This is a genomic window from Bradyrhizobium sp. SZCCHNRI1009 (genome assembly GCF_032487575.1).
Classification (GTDB): domain Bacteria; phylum Pseudomonadota; class Alphaproteobacteria; order Rhizobiales; family Xanthobacteraceae; genus Bradyrhizobium.
Map to the genome: position 1 here is coordinate 163,260 of NZ_JAUEUL010000012.1, position 17,354 is coordinate 180,613.

A 17,354-nucleotide genomic window follows, 5' to 3' on the forward strand; every position below is an offset into this window, starting at 1 on the left:
CACCCAGCGCGCAGGTTCGATCCATGCCGTGAGCTGATCCGCCTCACTGCTGCTTCTGCAGCAACAGGCTGCTCCATCCCTCGATTCTCAAATGCCGGATCGGAACCAGGCCACGGGCACGATAGGCGGCGCGGACGGCGCGTGCCTGCGGGGTCAACAGGCCCGACAGGATCACGAAGGCCCCCGGCGCGAGGTGGCGCTGCATCGGCGCAGCCAGCTGGCGCAGCGGATTGGCCAGGATATTCGCCAGCACCAGGTCGAACGGGCCGGCTTCGGCAAATTCCGCGGCGGCGAAGCCGGTGGCCCGGATCACCTGGACCAGGGGGCCGGCGCCGTTGAGCCGGGCGTTTTCCCGCGCCACCATGACCGAGGGCGCATCAATGTCGCTCGCCAGCACGGACCGGCGCGTTGCCTTGGCGGCGGCAATGGCGAGCACGCCGGTTCCGGTGCCGAGATCCAGCACGCGCCGCGGCGCGCGCGTCTTGAGCACGTGATCGAGCAGCAGCAGGCAGCCCCGGGTGGTGCCGTGATGGCCGGTGCCGAAGGCGAGCGCCGCCTCGATCTCGATCCCGAGCTTGTTGCCGGGCACGCGGGCACGGTCGTGGCTGCCGTGCACCATGAAACGACCGGCCGGGACCGGAACGAGGTCGTCCAGGCTGGCCTTGACCCAGTCCTTGGCCTCGACGACCTCGAACGTCAGGGTCCGGGCCACGTCGGCGCCCGCCGCCCCGCCGACGAGCTCGCGCACCAGCGCCTGGTCGGGCGGATCGGCAAAATGCACCGTGACGTCCCAGCGCCCGTCCGGACGCTCGAACGCCGCAACCGCCGCGTCCCCCTCGAAGAACACTTCGGTCAGGACGTCGACCGCCGGGCGGGCGGTCGCTTCATCGGCAACCGTAAAGCTGGCCTTGTGGGTGGCGGGCGTGGTCGTTGAGGTCATCAAGGTGGATCCTGGCGAGATTTGACGGCGTGGTTAAGGGAATTGCCTGCCAACGCAAGCGATAGGACCGCAATTCTGCCGGATCTGCGCATCCAGCGGTTGTATAATGCCTTTCCTCATCCGAATAAAAGTTGAGGTTCAATTGCAGCGAAGAATCTCTGCAACTTGACCTGGGGGGATTATCCCGACTTTAGGGTCTTGGCCCCTAATGTTCCCGCCATGGGAACCGGATGATCCTCGGTTCCTGGGTTGGGAAACGAGGTTCAGATGAAGTCCATTCTGTCGAAGTTCTTGCGTGATGAATCCGGCGCCACCGCCATCGAATACGGCCTGATCGCAGCCGGCATCTCGCTGGCGATCATCGCCGCCGTCAACGGCCTGGGCAGCTCGCTCAGCAGCAAGTTCGACTCGATCAACACGTCCCTGAAGTAATCCGCCCGACGCGGCGTTCTCGAAGAACCGGGCCCTGCGCCCGGTTTTTCTGCTTGAGGCCATATCAACCGCCGGGTCCACAGCATATCCACACGGCCGTGCACTGATTCTTTGGCAGTCGATCTACAGTGCGTCCACAGCTTGTCCACACGGACGTCCGCCGCCTTTCCACCCCTTATCCTCAGCCGAACAGAGCGCGATGGTCCGCCAGGATCGCCTGGGCCGCATTGTGGCCGGGGGCACCGGTGACGCCGCCGCCGGGGTGGCTGCCCGAGCCGCAATGGTAGAGCCCCTTCAGCGGCGAGCGATAGTCGGCGTGACCGAGCATGGGGCGGGCCGAGAACAACTGGTTCAAGGTCAGCGCGCCGTGGAAGATGTCGCCCCCGATCAGCCCGAACTGGCGCTCGAGATCGAGCGGTGACAGCACCTGCCGGCCGAGCACGCTGGCGGCAAAGCCCGGCGCATAGCGGTCCACGGTCGCGATCATGAGGTCGGCGACCTCGTCGCGGTGATTGTCCCATGAGCGGCCGTCCGGCAGCTCGGGCGCGACATGCTGGCAGAACAGGCTGGCGACGTGCCGGCCTGCCGGCGCCAGCGTCGGGTCGAGTGTGGACGGGATCAGCAGCTCGACCACGGGATCGCGGCTCCAGCCATGCGCCCGCGCATCGAGATAGGCCTGGTCCATGTAGCCGAGGCTCGGGCCGAGGATGATTCCGGCGGAGAGATGGTCGCCGTCGCCCGGCAGCGCGCTGAACGAGGGCAGCCGGTCGAGCGCCACGTTCATGCGGAACGTGCCCGAACCGCAGCGCCAGTTCCGGATGCGGTTCAGGAACGGCTCGGGCACGGCGCCGGCCGGCACCAGGCGCGTGTAGAGCAGCTTCGGGTTCACGTTGGCGACGACGTGGCGGGCGCGGATGGTGCGGCCATCCTCGAGCACGACGCCGACGGCGCGGTCACGCTCGACGATCACCTCGCGCACGCCGGCCTCGAGCTCGACCAGCGTGCCCAGTTCCTTCAGGCACCCGGCCATCGCCTGCGTGATCGCCCCCATCCCGCCGATCGCATGGCCCCAGACGCCCTTCTTGCCGTTCACCTCGCCGAAGGCGTGATGCAGCATCACATAGGCCGAGCCGGCGGCGTAGGGACTGGCATAGTTGCCGACGATGGCATCGAAGCCGAACAGCGCCTTCACCAGGTCGGTCTCGAAGATCTCGTCGAGCATCTCGCCGGCCGAGCGCGTGAACAGGTCGAGCAGGTCGCGCTGCTGCTCCAGCGACAGCGCGCGCAACGTGTTGGCGGTGCCGAGCGCGTTGAACGCCTCGCGGATCGCCGATAGCCCGAACTGGGCGACCAGGTTCGGCGGCGCCCGCAGCACGAGGCTGCGCAGCACGTCCGCGATCGCCTCGAGCCGGGCCGAGAACGGGCCGATCGCGTCGGCGTCCCGCGGGCTCAGCCGCGCAACCGACGCCAGCGTGCGACCCTCGCCCGTCAGCAGATAGCGACCGTCCGGCGAGGGCAGGAAGTTCTGCGCCCGGCGCTCGACGATCTCGAGCCCGTGCTCATGCAGCTTCAGGTCGGAGACGACGCGCGGATTGAGCAGGCTCACCGTGTAGGACGCGACGGAGTTGCGGAAGCCCGGATGAAACTCCTCTGTCACCGCGGCGCCGCCGACCACCTTGCGGCGCTCGACCACATGCACGCGCAGGCCCGCCATGGCGAGATAGGCCGCACAGGTCAGGCCGTTGTGGCCAGCGCCGATGATGATGACGTCGGTTTCATTCATGTCAGCTTCAAAAAGCCCTGTTTAATCACCCGCACCGGGAACCTCGGCTGGTGCTGTCGCGCCGGAAGGCTGCGACGTCAAGGAAAACTCCATTTTGCCTCAGCTGCTCGCCATACCGCCCTGCGATCCGCTATGTCTCGTCTGCTCATCGCGGTCCGGCCTCGGCAATTGATGCCGGCCGCGCTGCTGCCGGAGTTGTCATGACCTCAATCGCCTCGCCCGCCGCCGTCGCTCAGCCCTCCGCCGCACGCAACCGGGCGGTGCTCGTCGTCTATACCGCCGCCATTTTCGTCAGCGCGCTGCTGCTGTTCTCGGTGCAGCCGCTGTTCACCAAGATGGTGCTGCCGCGGCTCGGCGGCTCGCCGGCGGTGTGGTCGGTGGCGATGGTGTTCTTCCAGACCCTGCTGCTGGCGGGTTATGCCTATGCGCATTTTCTCACCCAGTTGCCCAGCCGGGTGCTGCCGATCGCGATCCATCTGCTGCTGCTCGGTTTCGCTCTGCTGACGCTGCCGTTGTCGATCGCGAGCAGTTGGGGCGACCCGCCGACCTCAGGCTACGGGCTGTGGCTGCTCGGCCTGTTCACCGTGTCGATCGGCCTGCCGTTCTTCGCGCTCGCCGCCAACAATCCGCTGCTGCAGGCGTGGTTCGTACGCACGGGCCATCCAGCCGCGCCCGACCCGTACTTCCTCTATGCGTCGTCGAACATCGGCAGCTTCCTGGCGCTGCTGTCCTATCCGCTGCTGATCGAGCCGATCTTCAGCCTGCGCATGCAGAACCTGATCTGGACCGGCGGCTATGGCCTCCTGATCGCGCTGATCGCCGGCTGCGGCGTCCTGCTGCTGCGGTCGCCGGTGATCGTCGCGAGCCTGCTGCACACCGAGGACAGCCATGCCCCGGCGCCACGCTGGCTGCTGCGCCTGCGCTGGATATTCCTGGCCGCGGTGCCCTCGGGCCTGCTGATCGCGGTGACCGCGCACATCTCCACCGACGTCGCGGCCGCGCCCTTGCTGTGGGTGCTGCCGCTGTCGCTCTATCTGCTCACCTGGGTGCTGGTGTTCCAGTCGCGGCCGCTGCTGCCGCACAAATGGATGCTGGCGCTGCAGCCGCTGGCGATCGCCGGCGTGATCGTGCTGCTCGCCTTCGGCGGCGAACAGAATCTCGCGCTCACGCTCGGCGGTCATCAGCTCTGCTTCTTCATCATCGCCATGGCCTGCCATGGCGAGCTCGCGCGCACGCGCCCGCCGGCCAAGTATCTCACCGGGTTCTATGTCGCGCTGTCGTTCGGCGGCATGGTCGGTGGCCTGTTCGCCGGGCTGATCGCGCCGTTCACCTTCTCCTGGGTCGCCGAGTATCCGATCCTGCTGGCGCTGGCGGCGTTGTGCCGCCCGGCTGCCAATGAGCGCCTGCCCGGGCTCACGCGCTGGTACTGGCTCCTGCTCGCGGTCATTGCGGTCGCGCTGCTGGTGCCTTCAGGCATGACCGGCAAGGTCACGACCTATCTCGAGGACCACCGCGTCTATGTCGCGGGCGCCGTGGGCGTGCTCGCCGCGCTGCTCGCTCTGCTGCTGAACGGCGGCCGCTGGAAGGTGTTCGCGACGGCCGCACTCGCGCTCGTCCTGATCCGCGCCTATCCGGCCGATGACGGCCGCGTCGAAACGGTGCGCAGCTTCTTCGGCGTGCACAAGATCGTGGTGACATCGGACGGGCACTACCACGTGCTGATGCACGGCACGACCATCCACGGCGCGCAGAAATATCTCAACGCCGACGGCTCCAAGGTGACGGGACGTCCCGAGCCGATCACCTACTATCACAAGGACGGCGGCATCGGCCGCGCCATCACCGCGATCCGGGAGCGCAAGGGCGCGCCGCTCAAGGTCGCCGTGATCGGCGTCGGCGCGGGCACGCTGACCTGCGCGGCCCAGCCCGGCGAGAGCTGGAATTACTTCGAGATCGACCAGACCATGGTCGACACCGCCAGCGATCCGAAATATTTCAGCTACATCAGGAGCTGCGCGCCGGACTTCAAGCCGGTCATCGGCGATGCCCGGCTGACCTTCGCCAAGGAGCCGGACGGCCTCTACGATCTGATCATTGTCGACGCCTATTCGTCTGATGCGATTCCGATCCACCTCGCGACGGAGGAGGCGATGGCGATCTACAAGGCGAAGCTGGCGCCACAGGGCGCTGTCGTAATGCACGTCTCCAATCGCCATCTGGAGCTGGAGAGCGTCGTGGTCGGCATCGCCGACGCCAACGACCTGAAGAGCTGGGTCTACAACGAGGACTCCGGCCGCGACGACGAGTACATCTTCCCGACCGACGTCGTCGTCAGCGCGCGCGACGATGCCGATGTCGGCAAGCTCGCCTCCTCGGACAAGTGGACCGAGACCGAGCCGACCGACGGCGAGCGGGTCTGGACCGACGACTATTCGAATATTCTCGGCGCGGTGTATCGGCGGCTTCGCGACGGCGAGTAGGCGAGGGCGCACGCCGCGTTCCCGCCGGTTGGGCGGCCGTCAGGATTCGTGTGGCGCGCGCCGTGCGGCATGCGCGTTCGGAAAGAGGTGCGCTCCTCGATTCCGAATCGGCGCCGGTTGCGTCGCGTCAAATGTTCGCCGCTTGGTTCATCGCGATGGAGCGATATTGCATCGCAGAACATAGCACGATCTGCTTTCTTCAGCGGCTTTGTTGCGGAGCTGTCACGATCATGCTACCTTGAGGTGCGTGCCTCATGAAAGTTCCACGACGATGAGGCTCTCGGGAGGAAAGCGGCGGCTCGGTACGCGGCGCGGTAAGTCTCACACGACATCTTCACGACTCGAGGGGTGACGTCGATTTTGGCGACGCCCGTGCGCCTCGGGTTTTGTCGAGTTCACGTCGAGACCTGCGGTGCCGTGCGGGTGCAGGCCTCGTCCCGGGCGCGGAACGTGTCTTCAATGAGTACAAAACGCCGGTCGCATCAAGCAGGCCGGCTGACATGGGAGGGGTTTGATGAAGCGTCTTTGGATGGTCGGCGCGTCTGCTCTGTTGGCGATGGCGCTCGGTGTGGGCTCGGCGGGAGCGGCCGACAAGAAGGTCCTCGCCTTCGTCGTCAACGGCGCGTCCGACTTCTGGAAGATCGCCGAGGCCGGCGTGAAGAAGGCGCAGGGCGAGCTGCCCAACTACAACCTGCAGCTCAAATATCCCGAGCAGGCGGCCGCCGCCGTGCAGCAGCGGATGCTGGATGACCTCGTCGCGGCCGGCGCCGCCGGAATCATGGTGAGCGCCGTCGATCCGAAGAACCAGACCGAGCACCTCAACAAGATCGCGGCACAGACGGTGCTCTTCACCACCGACAGCGACGCGCCGCAATCGAAGCGCATCGCCTATATCGGCTCCTCCAATACCGAGCTCGGCAAGGACGCCGGCAAGCTGATGCTGAAGGCGCTGCCGAACGGGGGCAAGTGCGTCGGCTTCGTCGGCCTGCTCGGCGCCGACAACGCCCGCGAGCGCATCGAGGGCGTGAAGGAGACCATCAAGGGCTCGAAGGTCGAGCTGGTCGACGTGCGCGGCGACGAGATCGACCAGACCCGGGCCAAGCGCAATGTCGAGGACATCCTGGCGGCGATGCCCGATGTGAGCTGCCTGGTCGGCTTCTACTCCTACAACACACCGCGCATCTACGAGGTGCTGAAGGAAGCCGGCAAGCTCGGCAAGATCAAGATCATCGGCTTCGACGAGGATCCGATCACGCTCGGCGGCGTGAAGGACGGCGCGATCGAGGGCACGGTGGTGCAGCAGCCGTTCGAATGGGGCTATCAGGGCATGAAGCTGATGGCGAAGGTCGTTGAGGGCGACAAGTCGGGTGTGCCGGCCAACGGCATCATCATCGTGCCCGGCAAGGTGATCGAGAAGTCGAACGTCGACGACTTCATGGCGCAGATGAAGCAGATGCTGAAGAAGTGACGCGACGGCCGGCGTGCGCGAGCCCTTCCTCGAGCTGATCGACATCGGCAAGACCTATCCTGGCGTGGTCGCGCTCGACCACGCCAGCCTGTCGGTCGCGCCCGGCGAGGTGATCGCCCTGGTCGGCGAGAACGGCGCCGGCAAGTCGACCCTGATGCGCGTGCTCGGCGGCGTGGTGGAGCCGAGCAGCGGCACGATCCGGATCGATGGCGTGGCGCGGGCCAGCTATGCGGTGGCGGACGCGATCGCGGCCGGCATCGCCTTCGTCCACCAGGAGCTGAACCTGTTCGACAATCTCGACGTCGCGGGCAACGTCTTCATCGGGCGCGAGCCGGTCTATGGCGGGCCGCTGCGGCTGATCGACCGCGCGACGCTGCGGACCAGGGTGCGCCCGCTGATCGCGCGTCTCGGGGCCGATTTCGAGCCGGATACGCCGCTTGCCGAACTGTCCCTGGCGCAGCGCCAGCTGGTCGAGATCATGAAGGCTTTGTCGCTCGATGCGCGCTGCGTCATCATGGACGAGCCGACCTCCAGCCTCACCTTGTCGGAAACCGAGCGGCTGATGCATGTCATCGCCGGCTTGAAGTCGGACGGGGTCAGCGTCATCTTCATCACGCATCGCCTGAACGAAGTGATGCAATGCGCCGATCGCGCCATCGTGCTGCGCGACGGTCGCATGGTCGGCGCGCTGACGCGAGACCAGCTCAATCCTGCAGCGATGATCCGGCTGATGATCGGCCGGGACCTGCGGTCGCTCTACGTGCCGCCGGCCGCGCCGCCTGGCGAGGCCGTGCTCGACGTCATGGAGGCCGTGACCGCGACCTATCCCAACCAGGCCGTCAGCCTGCAACTCCGGCGCGGCGAGATCCTCGGACTTGCCGGCCTCGTCGGCTCCGGCCGGACCGAGCTCGCGCGCGCCATCTTTGGCGTCGAGCCGCTGCTGGCCGGGGGCCTCAGCCTGGAGGGCGAGCCGATCCGCATCTCGACGCCGCGCGCGGCGATCGATCGCGGCATCTATCTCATTCCGGAAGACCGCAAGACCTGCGGCCTCTTGCTCGACCTGTCGATCGCCGAGAACGTCTCGCTGCCGGATCTCGCCTCCTATCTGAGCTTCGGACTTGTCGACATCAGGCGCGAGGCCGAGAATGCCGATCGACAGCGCGAACGGCTCAAGATCCGGGCGTCCGACGTCAAGGTGTCGGTCGGCACCTTGTCGGGCGGCAATCAGCAGAAGGTCGTGCTCGCCAAATGGCTGTCGATGCGGCCGAAGGTCCTGATCTTCGACGAGCCGACCCGGGGCATCGATGTCGGCGCCAAGCAGGAGATCTATGACATGCTGCGGCGGCTGGCGGATTCCGGTGTTGCGATCCTGATGATCTCGAGCGACATGGAGGAGGTGATCGGGGTGAGCGACCGGATCGCCGTGATGCATGAAGGCATGATTTCAGGTTTCCTGGCGAGAGACGAGTTCAGCGAGCACAACGTGCTTCAGCTCGCCGTCGGCCATACCGTCTGAGCGAGGGCGCCCGTGCAGAAGAAAGATCTCAGCCTGCTGATCCTGATCCTGGTGGTCGGCGCCGTCGTGGCCTTCATCAACCCACGCTTCCTCTTGGTCGGCAACCTCTCCAATACCGCCAACCAGGTCGGCATGTTCGGCATCTTCTCGATCGCCGAGGCCTTTGTCATCATCGTCGGCGGCATCGAGCTTGCGGTGGGGTCGGTGATCGCGCTGCTCGGCGTGCTGTTCATCGACCTCATCGTCAACCGGGACGTCGACTGGGTCGCTGCCTTGTTCCTCATCCTCGCCGGCGGCATCGCCATCGGCTTGGTCCATGGCACGCTGGTCACCAAGATGCGCATCCAGCCCTTCGTGGTGACCCTGTGCGGACTTCTGATCTATCGCGGCGCGGCGCGCTACTACACCGAGGATGCCACGGCCGGCTTCGGCTATGGCGCGAGCTTCCCGGCGCTGGAATGGCTGGCCGCCGGCCGCACCGATGTCCTCGGCTTTCCGCTGCCGCACAGCGTCGTGGCGCTCGCGATCGTCGCCGGCATCGCCTGGCTGGTGCTGCACCGGTCGGTGTACGGCCGCTATTTCTACGCCGTCGGCAAGAACGAGGAGGCGGCGCGCTATTCCGGCATCCGGTCCGACCGGGTGACGATCGCGGCCTATGTGATCTGCGGGGCCCTGACCGCGCTCGCCGCGGTCCTGCTGGCGATGTATACCCGTTCGATCTCGCCGGCGGTGCACGGCTCGTTCTACGAGCTCTATGCGATCGCCGCCGCGGTGCTCGGCGGCTGCTCGCTGCGCGGCGGCGAAGGCTCGATCATCGGCGTCGTGCTCGGCACGGTCCTGCTGCAAGTGTTGCAGAACCTGGTCAACCTGCTGGGCATCCCCAGCTCGCTCAATTTCGCCGTGATGGGCACGGTGATCCTGATCGGCGTGCTGGCCGACCAGTATCTCGTGCAGCGGCGCAAGCGCATGCCGACGGCCCGCGGGCAGGCCAGCGCCGATCGCGCGTCGGCCTCGCTCGGGCGCGTCAACGCCGAGTGAGAAGATCGCAACGGACCGAGCGCCGCCTGGTGGCGACGCCCGGTTGCTGGGATCAGTGCGCGATCAGTCCTGATAGGTGTAGTAGCCGCGCGGCTGGTAGTAGGAGCGCGGCTGGTAATAGCGCGGCTGGGCGTAGCTCGGATTGCCGTTGTCGTAATAGTACTGCTGCGGCTGCTGCTGCGGATAGGCCTGGGCGTCATAGACGCGGCGGGCCGTGCCGGGCGGTGCCGGATAGCGCGCACCGTTGTCGCTGCCGTCGGCGGGATAGATGTAGCCGTCATCGGGCCGCTGCTGCGGCACGACCGGGCGTCCCGGCAGCATCTGCGGCTGCGGCGTCAGCACGACCGGCTCGCCACTGTCGTCATACTGCTGCGGCGCCTCGCGCCGGGCAACAGCGGTGCCGCGGCGTGGATTGCGCGCCAGCGCCACCTCGGCCGATCCGGTCAGCGTCACCGTGGTGTTCAGCACGCCGTCTTTCTGTACCAGGTCATAGAGCGTCGTCGCGTTGGCCTTGGACAGCCGGACGCAGCCGTGGGACGCCGGGGTCCCGAGGCGGCTTTCCGAATCCGTGCCGTGAATCGCGTGACCGACCTTCGTGAAGAAGATCGAATGCGGCATCGGCGCGTCGTCGAATTCCTTGGAAAAATGATCGGCTTCCATGCGGAAGGCGCGGAACGAGCCATTCGGCGTCTCCCGCGAGGGAATGCCGGTCGAGACGGGCCAGCGATAGCGCTCGACGCCGTCGACGGCGACCGTCATGATCTGGTTGTTCTTGTCGACGGTGATGTCGATCTTGGCCAGAGCCGGCGTGGCCGACAGAAAGGCGAAGCCGGCAACGGCAAAAAGGATGGTACGCATCTAACCTCTGGCCTCCAGGGCCCTCGACTGTGGAGAGACCTCAAAACGGGACGTCAACGCCCAGGTCATCGCCTCGGCCTGCACTATGTCGGAATTGCCGGATTTGTTCCAGCCGAGGGCACCCTCAACCTTAATGGCGGGCGGGGGCGGGACAAAGGCTCCCCGCGTTCATCGGCGCTGACATTTTCGCGACCGCGGACGGTCTTTCATTCCGGCGTTTGGGACTTCTCTAATCGGTCCAATTTGTCATGACCGCGCAACTTTTTGGCCGCATCCGCGTTTCAAGGATTCCTCCATGCGGTTCCCAGGACTCAAAATGTTGACGATGAAGGCCAAGACGGCGGTGCTCGACGATCGCGCGCCGCATAAGTTGACCTATCTGCTGGCTGCGCTCGCACTGTTCATCCTGGCGTTGGCCTGGCTGGCGCTGCCGCAATTCGCCCACGCCCAGGGCATCATCCGTGGCGCCCATGAGGGGGCCCACGAAGGCAACCGTATCGCCGGCCCGGTGGGCGGCGTCGTCGGCGGCGCGGTCGGTGCCGGTGTCGGCGGAGCCGTGGGCGCCGTCGAAGGCGTGCTCGGCGTCCCGCACCGCTCGTATTACCACCGGCACTATCGCTGCCGCGGATATCGCGACGGCTACGGCCGCTTTCACTGCTACCGCTGAGCGGTCACCACCAAGCTGAGGCGCCGGCTCAATGCTTGAGCCGGTAGCCGGTCTTGAAGATCCACCAGATGATCGCCATGCAGATCGCCAGGAACAGCAGCGTCACGCCGACGCTGATTTCCACCCTGACGTCGGCGATCTCGTAGAAGCTCCAGCGAAAGCCGGAGATCAGGTAGACCACCGGGTTGAGCAGCGCGATCGAGTGCCAGGTCGGCGGCAGCATGTTGACCGAGTAGAAGCTGCCGCCGAGGAACGTGAGCGGCGTCACCACCAGCATCGGGACCATCTGCAGCTTCTCGAAGCCGTCGGCCCAGATGCCGATGATGAAGCCGAACAGGCTGAAGGTCACGGCCGTCAGCACCAGGAACGACAGCATCCACACCGGGTGCTGGACGTGCAGCGGCACAAACAGCCCGGCGGTGGCGAGGATGATCAGCCCGAGAATAATGGATTTCGTCGCGGCCGCGCCGACATAGCCGAGCACGATCTCGAAATGCGAGATCGGCGCCGACAGGATCTCGTAGATCGTGCCGATGAATTTCGGGAAGTAGATCCCGAACGAGGCGTTGGAGATGCTCTGGGTCAGCACCGACAGCATCACGAGGCCGGGCACGATGAAGGTGCCGTAGCTCACGCCGTCCACTTCGCTGATGCGCGAGCCGATCGCGGCACCGAACACGACGAAATAGAGCGAGGTCGACACCACCGGCGACACGATGCTCTGCAGCAGCGTGCGCCAGGTGCGGGCCATTTCGAACTTGTAGATTGCGGCGACCGCGCGAAAATTCATTGCCGCACCAGGCTCACGAAGATGTCTTCAAGGGATGATTGCTTGGTCTCGAGATCGACGAAGCGGATGCCGGCAGTCCTGAGATCGCCGAGCAGGCTGGTGATTCCGGTGCGCTCGCCCTTGGTGTCGTAGTCGTAGGCGAGCCGCCAGCCGTCGTCGGACAGCGCGAGCTGATAGGGCGCGAGCGCCTCGGGGATGGTCTCGATCCGATGCTGCAGATGCAGGCTCAGCCGCTTCCGGCCGAGCTTCGCCATCAGCTTGGCCTTGTCCTCGACCAGGACGATCTCGCCCTTGTTGATGACGCCGACGCGATCGGCCATCTCCTCGGCTTCCTCGATGTAATGCGTGGTGAGAATGATGGTGACGCCGGCGGCCTTGAGCTCGCGCACGACGTCCCACATGCCCTTGCGCAGCTCGACGTCGACGCCCGCGGTCGGCTCGTCCAGGAACAGCACCTGCGGCTCGTGCGACAGCGCTTTCGCAATCATGACGCGGCGCTTCATGCCGCCGGACAGCGTGATGATCTTGGCGTCCTTCTTGTCCCAGAGCGACAGGTCCTTGAGGATCTTCTCGATCAGCGCCGGGTTCTTCGGCTTGCCGAACAGCCCCCGGCTGAAGCTGACCGTGGCCCATACGGTCTCGAATGAATCGGTGTGCAGCTCCTGGGGCACCAGTCCGATCAGCGCCCGCGCGGCGCGATAGCCGCGGTTGATGTCGTGGCCGCCGACCGCGACCTTGCCCTTGGACGCATTGACGATGCCGCAGATGATGCTGATCAGCGTCGTCTTGCCGGCGCCGTTGGGCCCGAGCAGCGCGAAGATCTCGCCCCGCTCGATCGCGAGATCGACATTGTTGAGCGAGGTGAAGCCTGAGGAATAGGTCTTCGACAGGCCGGTAACGGAAATGACGGGAGCCATCACGGGGATTCGATGCGAGGGATTCGAAAAGAGCGGGGGAGCTGCGCGGAGGAGGGGCGCAGGCGAAGCGCTCAGATAGGAACGGGGGGGCGTTCGCGCAATCATGCGCGCGACCCTCGATCGTGTCGCTTGTTGGGCTTTTCCGTGGCCAATACGGTTAGGTGTTGCCGCTCAGCCACGGCTGGCGAGGATCGCCGCCTCGCGATGTCCGACAATGTTGCGTCCGCGAGCATCTTGAGTACGGTCGCGCCGTCTCGACATTTCCGCCGCGGAGAAGGACCGATGACGCCACGCGCCAGCACCGTTCGACCCACCTTCAAGCGCAGCCTCTCGGCGCGCTGCTTTGGCATGGTGGCCCTGGCCGTTGCGCTGGCTCTGCCGCTCGGCGCCGGATCGGCCAGGGCGGCACCGAGCCCGGCGGCCGCAAGCACCGCCAGCACCACGCATGTCTATCTGCTGCGCGGCGTGCTCAACATCTTCTCGCTGGGGCTCGACGACATCGCCGCCAAGCTGGATTCGCAGGGCATTCCAAACACGGTCGCCAATTTCGTGTCGTGGTCGTCGCTCGCCGACGAGGCGGCGGCCGCCTACCGCGCCGGCCGGATCAAGACCATCATCCTGGTGGGGCATTCCTCGGGCGCGACTGCGCTGCCGGACATGATCAACAAGCTCGGCCAGCTCGGCGTGCCCGTGAAGCTCGCGATCGGTCTGGACTCGGTGTTCAAGACCAAGCTCGTCGGCGGCAACGCCGAGCGCTACATCAATTTCTACATCGCCAGCGGCGCCGGCGAGCCGGTCCGCCGCGACGACGGCTTCCGCGGCAAGCTCGAGAATGTCGACGTCCAATCGGTTCCCGGTGTTGGCCACGTCACGATCGAGAAGAACCAGATCATGCAGCAGAAGGTGATCGGTGCGATCGACGGCGTGGTGTTCGGCGGTCGGGGCCGCCCGGCGGCGGCGCCGGCGACCCGCATGGCCGCTCCGCAGCGCGCTGCGAACGTCGCCGGCTACCGGTAATCTGCGACCGCGCCACTGGGCGCGCGCCCCAAAATGCTCCCATTCAGTGGCGACAAGCGGTATGGCAGGGGGGAGATGAGACCCTGCTCGATCTGAGCTTGTGAGCTTTCCCGGGAGCGCGAATGACCAGCGTGGCGCGAATCGCGAGACGGTGGCTCGGTCCAGCCAAGGCGGCTGCCGGCAGGAGACGGCTTGCGATCCTCCTCGCCGCACCTTTCCTCGCCGGACTTGCGGCGCCGAGCATCTCGCAGGCCGCCCAGCCCGGCGCTGCTTCCGCCCCCGCGCCGACCAGATCCGCGAAGGCATCCCCGGCAGTAACCCCCGCGGCGATCCGCGCCGTACCCGCTGCGCCGCCCGAGATCAGCCAGCCGCTGCCGCCGCCGCGGGTGTACCTGTTCCGCGGCGCGCTCGGGCCGCTGTTCTCGACCGGGATGGATCGTCTGGCCGAAAAGATCGAGGCGGCCGGCTACCGGGCCAGTGTCTATGAATTCACGCTGTGCGACCTGATCGCGCTCCAGGTGGCCAAGAATTACCGCCAGGAGCCGGGCCCGATCGTGCTGATCGGCCATTCGATGGGCGGGCTGTGCAGCGTGCGCATCGCGATCACGCTGCAGGAGCAGAACATCCCGGTCGCCCTCGTCGTCACCGTCGATCCGGCGCATGCGACCAAGAGCGTGCCGCCCAACGTGCAGCGCTTCATCAACCTGTTCCTGTCCGACAACATTCTCGGCGGCGGCGACGTCAAGCCGGAGCCCGGCTTTCGCGGTCACTACGCCAGCTTCGACATGAAGGATCATGACGAGGTCACGCACATCAACATCGACAAGATGGAGGACGTGCACGCCCAGCTGGTCACCATGATCAGCCAGTTGTCGCAGACCTCGGCTACTGCCGACGCGGATCCGGTGCCGCTGCGATATCTGGTGCCGCCGACAGCCTCCGTGGAGCTGTGGGACAGCGGCACTGCTCTGGCGGTGAGGCCGGGCGAGACCCTGGACCAGATCGCCGCCAACTATCACGTTCCGCTCTGGGCGCTCCAGCAATCCAACCGTGGCCTCGCCACCCAGCCGTTGGTCCCGGGCCAGCGCATCATCCTGCCGCGCCACCTGCTGCCGCAGGCGGCAAACCAGGCGCCGCAGCCGCCTTCGGCAGCCCAGGCCAGGCGCTGAGCGGCCTTAGCCCGGCGGCAGGAACGGAATGATCATCGGCACGCGCTGCCGGTAGGTGACGTAATCCGGCCCCAGCTCCTGAGCGAGGAAGACCTCTTCCATCTTCGCCTTCCAGGCCATGCCGAGCGAGATCAGGACGGCGCCGAGCACGGCGGTCACCGTGCCCACCGCGATGCCGGTGGCGATCATGCCGAGGATCAGTCCGGTATAGATGGGGTGACGGACCATGCCGTAGGGGCCGGTGTCGATGACCTTGTGGCCTTCCTTGTGGGTGATCGCGTTGGACCAGAAGCGGCCGAGATGGATGCGCGCCCACCAGGTGAAGGCGATGCCGGCCAGGGTCACGACGGTCAGCAGGTAGACGCCGGTCTCGCCGGGAGTCCAGAACGGCTTCTCGCCGAGCAGGCGCGAGGTCCACGGCGTGAACAGGATGCCGCCGAGCACGATCAGCGCGTGATAGCGGCTGGTCTTGATCACCGTCACATGCTTGCGGGTCTGCCCCGACCAGAATGAGGCGCCGACCCAGCTCGCGAGCCAGATCAGCCAGATGATGGCCAGCAGCGAGGTGGGCCAAGTGGTGGTCCAGCCGCTGAACGCAACTGACGAGATGGGGCTGGCATCGCCGGACATGTCTGCAAAACCGTTATGGGACGTGGGACCGGCTGCTCTTAGCTATTCGGCCGCAGTGCGAAAAGGGTGTTGTTTACCGTCGAGCCGCTTTCCCGGCTCGGAACCGAGCAGGAAGGCGATGGTCTCGCGCAAGGTCGGCTCGATCGGGCGCGGGACGTAGCCGAGCTCGCGCTTGGCCCTGTCGATCGACAGATCCGAGGCCGCGCGGGCGATCCGCACCCCCTCGGCGGTGCCGGACGGGCAGCGCTTGGTGAGGTGATCGGAGACGAACTCCAGCATGCCCGCCGACAGCTCGGCCAGCCGGCCGGGCACGGCGACTGCGACATGCTTGCGGCCGCTGATCGCCGCCATGAGATCGAGGATACGGCTGAGGCGCAGGCTCTCGCCGCCGAACACGTAGCGGCCGCCGACCTTGCCGCGCTCCATCGCCAGGATCAGGCCCGCCGCGACGTCGCGGACGTCGACCAGGTTGACGATGAAGTCGAGATAGAGCTGGACCCGGCTGTCCAGGAAATGCCGCAGCATCTGCGACGGCGGTGTCAGATTGCTGTCATGCGGCCCGATCGGCATCGTCGGCGTGCCCACCACGACGGGGAAGCCCTCCGCGGCGGCTGTCATGGCGCGCGCCTCGGCCAGCGCCTTGGAGCGCGTATAGGCCCCGGGCATCGCCTCGGCCGGCGGTGCTGTTGGCGCCGATGCGGCACCGGTCGAGCGGGGATAGTCGAACAGGATGGATTCGGTCGAGCAGTGCAGGAACCGGCGCACCCGGTCGGCGCGTGCGGCCGCCAGCACCGTTTCCGTGCCGATGCAGTTGACGCGATAGAAGTCCTCGCGGTCAGGCATCCACATGCCGGGCAGTCCGGCGAGATGATAGACCTGATCGACGCCGGCGACCGCCTGCTTCACCAGGCCCGCATCGAGCACCGAGCCTTCGATGTACTCGACGTCAGCGATCATGTGGCTGGGGCAGCGAATATCGAGCACACGCACCTCGGCGCCCCGCGTCACGAGCGCAGAGACGAGGTGATGGCCGATGAAACCGCTGCCGCCAGTGACGAGGATTTTCATTAGGGACGCGAGTGCTGATCGCCTTGAAGCCGGTCCGATGCAAGCCGATCCGGCGACCAGTTCGGCGCGATGAGGTCGGCCACCGAAGGCCGCAGGCCCAACGCCATGTACAATTTCGCCATCACGAACATCGGACCGAGAAAGAGATGCGCCGGATGATCCAGCAGAGACGGATTGTTGCGCTCGAACACCTTATGGCCCACGGCCTGCGAGACGAAGCCGAAGATGATGAGCGCGGCAAACAGCGCCCAGAAGGCGACACCATGGACGTGATCGGCGATCATCATGGCCGCAGCAAGGAACAGCACCGCGAAGGCCAGGATGCCGGCCCCGAGTGCGGCATCGAGCAGCAGCCAGTAGAGCAGGACGGGCAGCGCCAGCACGGCGCCGAGGCCGATCCGGATGCCGAACGCGTCGAAATGCCACAAGCTCAGCGGCAGCACGGCGCCCAGGAACAACAGGATGATCCCGAACACATGCATCAGGCCGTTGCGCGGATCGCGATGATATTCGACGTAGTCGACCATCTGGCGTCGGAACATGGCGTTCATGGCTGGCTCGCTCGTCAATGAGATCGACCG

The 17,354-nt window shown here is 66.2% G+C and carries 16 protein-coding genes; 8 read left to right on the plus strand and 8 right to left on the minus strand.

What is annotated here, in order from left to right; translation table 11 throughout:
• Window positions 1-43: 43 nt before the first annotated feature.
• Window positions 44-940 carry a 50S ribosomal protein L11 methyltransferase gene (locus QX010_RS21470; protein ID WP_315802176.1) on the minus strand — a complete coding sequence of 299 codons (897 nt, stop codon included), beginning with the start codon at window positions 938-940 and terminating at the stop codon, window positions 44-46.
• Between the two features lie 267 nt (window positions 941-1,207).
• Here QX010_RS21470 and QX010_RS21475 point away from each other — a divergent pair, with 267 nt between their 5' ends.
• Window positions 1,208-1,372, plus strand: a complete 165-nt coding sequence (locus QX010_RS21475; protein ID WP_315802129.1) for a Flp family type IVb pilin — start codon at window positions 1,208-1,210, stop codon at window positions 1,370-1,372.
• Between the two features lie 181 nt (window positions 1,373-1,553).
• Here QX010_RS21475 and QX010_RS21480 read toward each other — a convergent pair whose 3' ends face one another.
• On the minus strand, window positions 1,554-3,155 hold the full coding sequence (locus QX010_RS21480; RefSeq protein WP_316181732.1) for an NAD(P)/FAD-dependent oxidoreductase: 1,602 nt from the start codon (window positions 3,153-3,155) through the stop codon (window positions 1,554-1,556).
• A gap of 200 nt (window positions 3,156-3,355) precedes the next feature.
• On the opposite strand from QX010_RS21480, the gene QX010_RS21485 reads away from it, so the two are divergent.
• The 4 genes from QX010_RS21485 to QX010_RS21500 all read left to right on the plus strand — a co-directional run bounded on the left by QX010_RS21485 (window position 3,356) and on the right by QX010_RS21500 (window position 9,657).
• Entirely contained in the window at window positions 3,356-5,635 is a 2,280-nt protein-coding gene (locus tag QX010_RS21485; protein ID WP_316181734.1) for a fused MFS/spermidine synthase, read from the plus strand.
• 514 nt (window positions 5,636-6,149) lie between these two features.
• Window positions 6,150-7,103: a sugar-binding protein gene (locus QX010_RS21490; protein ID WP_410051968.1), complete on the plus strand. Its 954-nt coding sequence runs from the start codon at window positions 6,150-6,152 to the stop codon at window positions 7,101-7,103.
• 13 nt (window positions 7,104-7,116) lie between these two features.
• Window positions 7,117-8,619, plus strand: a complete 1,503-nt coding sequence (locus QX010_RS21495) for a sugar ABC transporter ATP-binding protein (RefSeq protein WP_316181736.1) — start codon at window positions 7,117-7,119, stop codon at window positions 8,617-8,619.
• Window positions 8,620-8,631: 12 nt separating this feature from the next.
• The gene (locus tag QX010_RS21500) at window positions 8,632-9,657 is read left to right on the plus strand and encodes an ABC transporter permease (protein ID WP_315802133.1); all 1,026 of its coding nucleotides are present in this window, start codon (window positions 8,632-8,634) and stop codon (window positions 9,655-9,657) included.
• Between the two features lie 63 nt (window positions 9,658-9,720).
• On the opposite strand, the gene QX010_RS21505 is transcribed toward QX010_RS21500, so the two are convergent.
• Window positions 9,721-10,515, minus strand: coding sequence for a L,D-transpeptidase (locus tag QX010_RS21505; RefSeq protein WP_316181738.1), 795 nt, complete (start codon window positions 10,513-10,515; stop codon window positions 9,721-9,723).
• 316 nt (window positions 10,516-10,831) lie between these two features.
• Here QX010_RS21505 and QX010_RS21510 point away from each other — a divergent pair, with 316 nt between their 5' ends.
• The gene (locus QX010_RS21510) at window positions 10,832-11,182 is read left to right on the plus strand and encodes a hypothetical protein (protein WP_316181740.1); all 351 of its coding nucleotides are present in this window, start codon (window positions 10,832-10,834) and stop codon (window positions 11,180-11,182) included.
• A 28-nt stretch (window positions 11,183-11,210) separates the two neighbouring features.
• Here the strand turns inward: QX010_RS21510 and QX010_RS21515 are convergent, their stop codons facing one another.
• Window positions 11,211-11,972, minus strand: a complete 762-nt coding sequence (locus QX010_RS21515; protein WP_316181742.1) for an ABC transporter permease — start codon at window positions 11,970-11,972, stop codon at window positions 11,211-11,213.
• Window positions 11,969-12,889: an ABC transporter ATP-binding protein gene (locus QX010_RS21520; protein ID WP_316181743.1), complete on the minus strand. Its 921-nt coding sequence runs from the start codon at window positions 12,887-12,889 to the stop codon at window positions 11,969-11,971. Before QX010_RS21520 ends, QX010_RS21515 begins: the two co-directional genes overlap by 4 nt.
• A 282-nt stretch (window positions 12,890-13,171) precedes the next feature.
• On the opposite strand from QX010_RS21520, the gene QX010_RS21525 reads away from it, so the two are divergent.
• Window positions 13,172-13,906, plus strand: coding sequence for a hypothetical protein (locus tag QX010_RS21525; RefSeq protein ID WP_316181744.1), 735 nt, complete (start codon window positions 13,172-13,174; stop codon window positions 13,904-13,906).
• A 122-nt stretch (window positions 13,907-14,028) separates the two neighbouring features.
• Window positions 14,029-15,075, plus strand: a complete 1,047-nt coding sequence (locus QX010_RS21530; protein WP_316181745.1) for an alpha/beta fold hydrolase — start codon at window positions 14,029-14,031, stop codon at window positions 15,073-15,075.
• Window positions 15,076-15,081: 6 nt separating this feature from the next.
• Here the strand turns inward: QX010_RS21530 and QX010_RS21535 are convergent, their stop codons facing one another.
• From QX010_RS21535 to QX010_RS21545, 3 genes are read right to left on the minus strand one after another with little or no spacing between them, the layout of a single operon-like run.
• Complete coding sequence (locus QX010_RS21535) at window positions 15,082-15,705, minus strand: isoprenylcysteine carboxylmethyltransferase family protein (RefSeq protein WP_315802140.1); 624 nt, start codon at window positions 15,703-15,705, stop codon at window positions 15,082-15,084.
• Window positions 15,706-15,747: 42 nt separating this feature from the next.
• Window positions 15,748-16,773: an NAD-dependent epimerase/dehydratase family protein gene (locus tag QX010_RS21540; protein WP_316181746.1), complete on the minus strand. Its 1,026-nt coding sequence runs from the start codon at window positions 16,771-16,773 to the stop codon at window positions 15,748-15,750.
• Entirely contained in the window at window positions 16,773-17,324 is a 552-nt protein-coding gene (locus tag QX010_RS21545) for an Mpo1-like protein (RefSeq protein ID WP_315802142.1), read from the minus strand. The genes QX010_RS21540 and QX010_RS21545 overlap by 1 nt, the downstream gene beginning before the upstream one ends.
• Window positions 17,325-17,354: the final 30 nt, after the last annotated feature.